This window comes from Anaeromassilibacillus sp. An250 (genome assembly GCF_002159845.1).
GTDB lineage: Bacteria > Bacillota > Clostridia > Oscillospirales > Acutalibacteraceae > Anaeromassilibacillus > Anaeromassilibacillus stercoravium.
The window spans coordinates 65,913-72,623 of record NZ_NFJK01000019.1; the positions used below are offsets into that span (position 1 = coordinate 65,913).

Sequence of the window (6,711 nt, forward strand, 5' to 3'; positions counted from 1 at the left end):
GATTTCCCTTTGTATCCATCATTATACTATATCCAGTCAGATATTCAAGCCGATAAATGAATAGGCTGTGAAAGAGTCCCATTTTATCCTGCTTTTGTGCATCTTCGTAAAAGGGGGGCTGGACCAGCACATATCGCTACCGGCTTGAATCGGATATTTTAAAGAAATTTCCTTTGAGAAAGGGGGCCAGAAGAGAAAAACGTTGAGGAATCCTGCAAAGAAAGAGGGCCTTTTGGCAGGAAAGAGGCCGGTCCGTGCGGAACCCGCTGCACATTTGCAATGGAAAGAGGAAGTATCTGCATATAGAAACGTACGGATTGGCTGCAAAGCCCTCCCGTTTGGTTTTTGAAATGGGTAAGGTTGGAGACACGATTTCAAAACAAAGGAGAATTGGATTTATGAAAAGACTACGGAAAGTCATTTCGCTGGTCCTGACGCTCTCCATGATCGCCGGGTCAGCTGTGACGGCGGCCTTTGCGGCTTCTCCCACGGACGAAATGTCCGAACGCGAGATCCGCAATGCAGAACTTTCCAGGGACGTTGCCGCACAGGGCATGGTTTTGCTGGAAAATAACGAAAATGTACTCCCAATCCCGCAACAGAGCAAGATCGCCCTGTATGGCGGCGGCGCATATGCGACCGTCAAGGGCGGCACCGGCTCCGGCGACGTCAACCAGCGCTATGTGGTCAACGTCTGGGACGGCCTGAAAAATGCAGGCTATGAGATCACCAGCGAGGACTGGCTGAACGACTTTAAGGTCGCCTACGACGAAGGCGAAGAGGATTTCCAAGGCGGCATGTGGGCCACCTTCTCCCTGCCGGACCCGGAGATCACGGACGCAAACATCGAAGCGGCTTCGGATGCAGGCACAGCAGTTTACGTGATCTCCCGCAATTCCGGCGAGGGTTCGGACCGGAAAAACGAAAAAGGGGACTACCAGCTGACGGACATCGAATATGCCAACCTGCAAAAGCTGGGCGCAAACTTCGACAAAGTGGTGGTCGTCCTGAACGTGGGCGGCATCATCGACACGAAGTTCTTCGGCGAGATCGAGGGCCTCGATTCCATGCTGCTGATGAGCCAGGCCGGCATGGAGGGCGGCAACGCGGTCGCGGACGTCATCTCCGGCAAGGTGACCCCGTCCGGCAAATTGACCGACACGTGGGCCGTCAACTACGAGGATTACCCGTCCTCCGCAGATTTTGCGAACAACGACGGCAATTCCCAGACGGAATTCTATAAGGACGGCATCTATGTCGGTTACCGCTATTTCGACACCTTCCGCATCGACCCGGCGTATGAATTTGGCTATGGCCTGTCATACACCACGTTTGATACGGAGATCAACTATGTGCAGGCGGACGCAGAGACCGTCACGGTGAACGCGACCATCACCAACACCGGCGACACCTATTCCGGCAAGGAAGTCCTGCAGGTGTACTTCTCCGCCCCGGGCGGCAAGCTCGAAAAGCCGTACCAGGAGCTGGCGGGCTATGCCAAGACCGACGAGCTGGCGCCGGGCGCGCAGCAGACGTTGACCGTTTCCTTCCCGCTGACGGAGATGTCCTCCTATGACGAGGAGCAGGCGGCCTATATCCTGGAACAGGGCATGTATACCATCCAGGCCGGCAACTCTTCCCGCAACACGGAAGTGGGCGGCGTGCTGAACATCAACAAGACCGTTGTCACCGAGCAGCTCAGCAACCAGCTGACGGTCCAAGAGGGCAACGAATTTGAGGAGATCAGCCCGAATGCACCGGAAACGGCTTCTGCAAAAGCGGCCGGTGCAGCGGATATGCAGATCATCAACATCGATGCCGATGCGATCGAGACGGTGAACAACGCCTCCGCATATGACGGCGAGAGCGTCACAACCTATATTGTCGAAGGCGAAGAGGACCCCGATACCAACTTCAACGGCAGCCATCCGGTCAAAACGGAGTATGTCCAGAAGATTGAAAACCCGAACCTCAAGGACGTCTACGACGGCAAATATGACCTGGCGACCTTCGTGGCCCAGATGGACGTGGATATGCTGGCGACCCTCGCAGTCGGCTCCAGCAACCGCAGCACCAGCGCGCCGGTGATCGGCTCCGATTCCGACTCCGTGCCGGGCGCGGCGGGCGAGACCACGAAGAATTACCTGGAAGGCTGGGGCATCCCGAACATCGTTGTGGCAGACGGACCTGCGGGCGTGCGCATCTCCCAGAGCTTTGAGGGCACCGACGCAACGACCGGCGAGACGCAGACCTATTACCAGTTCTGCACCGCATGGCCGATCGGCACCCTGCTTGCCCAGACGTGGGATGTGGACCTGATCCAAGAGGTGGGCAAGGCGTTCGGCGAAGAGCTGCGGGAAATGGGCGTCACCCTCCTGCTGGCCCCCGGCATGAACATCCACCGCAACCCGCTGTGCGGCCGTAACTTCGAGTATTATTCCGAAGACCCGCTGGTGACCGGCATGACCGCTGCCAGCGAAACCAAGGGCGTGCAGTCCAACCAGGGCGTCAGCGTCACCTTGAAGCACTACATCACCAACAACCAGGAGACCAACCGCAACCGTGTGGACACCATCGTAAACGAGCGTGCCCTGCGCGAGATCTACCTCAAGGGCTTTGAGATCGCGGTCAAGAGCGCGCAGCCGATGGCGTTGATGACTTCCTACAACCTGGTCAACGGCATCCCGGCAGGCCACAACTACGACCTATGCACCGATATCGCACGCGGCGAGTGGGGCTTCCAGGGCCTGGTTATGACCGACTGGGGCGGCGGGCAGTCCAAGGCGGACCTCTCCATGCATGCAGGCAACGACCTGATTATGCCCGGCGGAACCTCCAAGGCCAATACCATCCTGAACGGATACAACAGCGGCACCATCACCAAGGGCGACATGCAGAAGAGCGTCATCAACATCCTGAACATCATCCTGCAGTCCAACAACATGGGCAGCGTACACGGCGTTGAGATCGGCAACTATGGCGACCAGTTCGACGACCTGAAGGACTATGTAGACGTTGAAAAGGGCGACATCCTGGGCGGCGGCTACACCATGACCCAGATGCCGGAAGAAAACGGCGGATGGTGGAAGGTCGAGAACAAGGGCGGCGCAACGCTCGGCGTCATGGACCCCGACATCATCATCGAAAAAGACGGCTACGCCTTTAAGGACCTGAACGGCAACGGCGAAGTCGATGTCTATGAAGACTGGCGCCTCGACACCGAGGCCCGCGCACAGGACCTGGCCGAGACCATGGTCGCGGACGGCGAAGAGGGCATCGCGGCGATCGCCGGCTTGATGCTGTACAGCAGCCACCAGTCCGTGCCGAGCGAGGAGCTCACCGACGCACAGAAGACCTTCCTGGACGAAGACAACCTGCGCGCCGTATTGATTACCTCCGTAGAATCCCCGGAAATCGCGGCAAAATGGAACAACAATGCGCAGGCATTCGTAGAGGGCCTGGGCTACGGCATCCCGATCAACACCAGCTCCGACCCGCGCCACGGCGCAAGCGGCAAGAGCGACCTGGAATACATCGCTGGCCAGGGCGGCACAATCTCCCTGTGGCCGGATTCCATCGGCCTCGCGGCGACCTTTGATCCGGACATTGTCGAACGCTTCGGCGACATCGCCTCCCAGGAATACCGCGCACTGGGCATTGCAACCGCACTGTCCCCGCAGATCGACCTCGCAACCGAGCCCAGATGGTCCCGCGTCAGCGGCACCTTCGGCGAGAATGTGGAACTGGATATCGACATGGCCCGCGCCTATGTTGACGGCTTCCAGACCACGTATGGTTCTTTGAACCCGTGGGGCGAGCACAGCGTCAACGCCATGGTCAAGCATTGGCCGTCCGGCGGCCCGGAAGAGGGCGGGCGCGACGCGCACTTTGCATACGGCAAGTTCGCCGTATATCCGGGCGACAACCTGCAAGAACACATCCGCCCGTTCGTAGAGGGCGCCTTTGACCTGAACAACGGCACCGGGTATGCAGCGGCGGTCATGCCGTACTACACCATCTCTTACAACCAGGACCCGGAAGGCGGAAACGTCGGCAACGCATACAGCAAGTACATTGTCACCGACCTGCTCCGCGAGAAGTATGGCTATGACGGCGTGGTCTGCACCGACTGGGGCGTCACAAAAGACGCGACCAGCATGACCGGCTTCGGCACGACCTCTTGGGGCGTGGAACACCTGACCGTAGACGAGCGCCATTACCTGGCGTTGCAGGCAGGCATCGACCAGTTCGGCGGCAACAACGACAAGGACCCGATCATCGCAGCGTATCATATGTGGATCGACGAATTCGGCCAGGAATCCGCAGACCAGCGCTTTGAAGATTCCGCACGGAGGCTTCTCCGCAACATCTTCAACCCGGGCCTGTTCGAGAACCCGTACCTCGATCCGGTGGAATCCACCGCAATCGTGGGCAACGACCAGTTCATGGCAGAAGGCTATGACGCACAGGTGAAATCCGTCGTCATGCTGAAGGACACCAACGGCGCGATCGTTCCGGCAGCGGAAGACGAGAAAGAGACCGTCTATCTTGCAAAGAACGCAAACGGCCGCTATTCCATGAGCGAAGACATCGTTTCCAAGTATTACAACATCACCGACGACCCGGCAGAGGCGGATTTCGCCATCGTGGCGATGAGCGCGCCGAGCGGCGGCAGCGGCTATGACCGCAACGACGTAACGGCGGGCGGCAACGGCTATGTGCCAATCACCCTCCAGTATGGCGAATACACCGCGGACACCGCGAGAGACCCGAGCATCGCGGCATCTCCGGAAGTCCCCTTCGACGGCGTTGACAACCGTACCTATAAGGGCAAGACGGTCACCGCCAGCAACTACTCCGAGCTTGAAAAGCTTGAGGCAACCAGGGACGCGATGGGCGACAAGCCGGTCGTGGTTTATATGAAGCTCAGCAACCCGATGGTGTTCTCCGAAGTGGAGCCGCTTGCAGATGCAATCGTCCTGGGCTATGGCATCCAGGACCAGGCAGCGATGGAGATCATCTCCGGTACGACGGAGCCCTCCGGCCTGTTGCCGATGCAGCAGCCGGCAAACATGGAGACCGTTGAAGCGCAGTATGAAGACGTGGCCCAGGATATGGAATGCTATGTGGATTCCCAGGGCAACACTTACGACTTCGGCTTCGGCCTCAACTGGTCCGGCCAGATCTTTGACGAGCGCACCGATAAGTATGCGGACTTCTCCGGCACGGACTTCAATAAGAAGCCGGTCATGCTATTCAGCAAGAACGTCAAAGTGTTCGTAAACGGCGAAGAAAACAAGATCGCGGAACTCACCGGCCGCCTCACGGGAGACTTTGAGGATGGCGAGGAAGTCACCGTAACCTTCCAGCCGTATGCGGACGGAAGAGAGTTTGCGCGGATCGTCATCAACGGCGAGAGCGTCGATTTCACCGATACCAAGGAATACTCCTACACCTTTACCTATGACGCGGACGACAAGTCCATGCAGCTCGACTTTGCATTTGTCATTGTCGATAAGCAAGTCCTCAAGGCGACCATCGACGCGGCGAACGCATGCGGCGATGAAGTGGAAGCGGCGATCCCGGAGGTCCAGGACATCTTTAATGAGGCCCTGGAAGCGGCGAACACCGTCTATGCGGATATCCACGCAACGCAGGCGGAGATCGACGAGGCTTGGAGCGATCTGATGGACGCCCTGCACCTGCTGAGCTTCGAAGAGGGCGACACCAGCGCGCTGGAAAGCCTGATCGACGTGGCAGACCTGATCGACCTCGACCAATACTTCGGCGATAAGGACGCCTTCACAGAGGCCCTGGAAGCGGCGAAGGACGTCTGCGGCGAAGAGCATCCGCTGGCAGCCGATGTGGACGAAGCGTACAACAACCTGTACGATGCGATGATGAGCCTGACCCGTATGGCGGATAAGTCCTCCTTGCAGGCCGCCGTCGATAAGGCGGACAGCCTTGACCTCAACGACTACATCGACAACGACGCGAAGGCGGCATTGCCGGATGCACTCGAGGCGGCAAAGGAAGTCCTTGCGGACGAAACGGCATCGCAGGAAGCGGTGGACGAACAGACCATCGCACTGAATGACATCCTCATGGGCCTGCGCAGAAAGGCCGACAAGAGCGAGCTCAACAGCATCCTGAGCAAGGCACAGGCGGTCGATACAAGCGAGTACACGGCGGCGTCTGTTGCAACCCTCAAGAGCGCGATGAACCGTGCGTTGGCAATCATTGACGACAAGGACATGACCGAAGAGGATCAGCCCAAGGTCGACCGTGCCACCAGAGCACTGGCGAGCGCCTACAACGCACTTGTCCCGAAGAGCACTAGCTCCTCCGGCAGCAGCTCCAGCGGCAAGGGCAGCACGTCTGCCAACATCGGCAACGCATATGGCGCAGCGGGCGTTGTATCCGCAGCCCAGGGCGTGACCAGCCAGAAGGCGTATGTGGTTTCCGACACGACGGTCAACTTCAATCTGAAGAGAGGCAGCGCATACTGCTTCAAGATGACGGTAGTCAACGGCAACGCCATGACGCCGAGCTTCACGGTTGGCAACGGCGAAGTGCTGAAGACGCAGTTCGTGGCGAAGATCGGCAACGACTACTATTACAGAGTCTATGCCATCGGCACGCCGGGCCAGAGCACGGGCGTTTACACCACCCTGCCGGGCCAGAACGCGGTCAAGCATTGCACAGTTACGA

General features: G+C 58.6%; 1 protein-coding gene. It reads left to right on the top strand.

Annotated features, from left to right (window positions below):
* Positions 1-398: 398 nt before the first annotated feature.
* A partial coding sequence (locus B5F54_RS18175; RefSeq protein ID WP_087234954.1) for a glycoside hydrolase family 3 N-terminal domain-containing protein occupies positions 399-6,711 on the top strand: 6,313 nt, incomplete at its 3' end.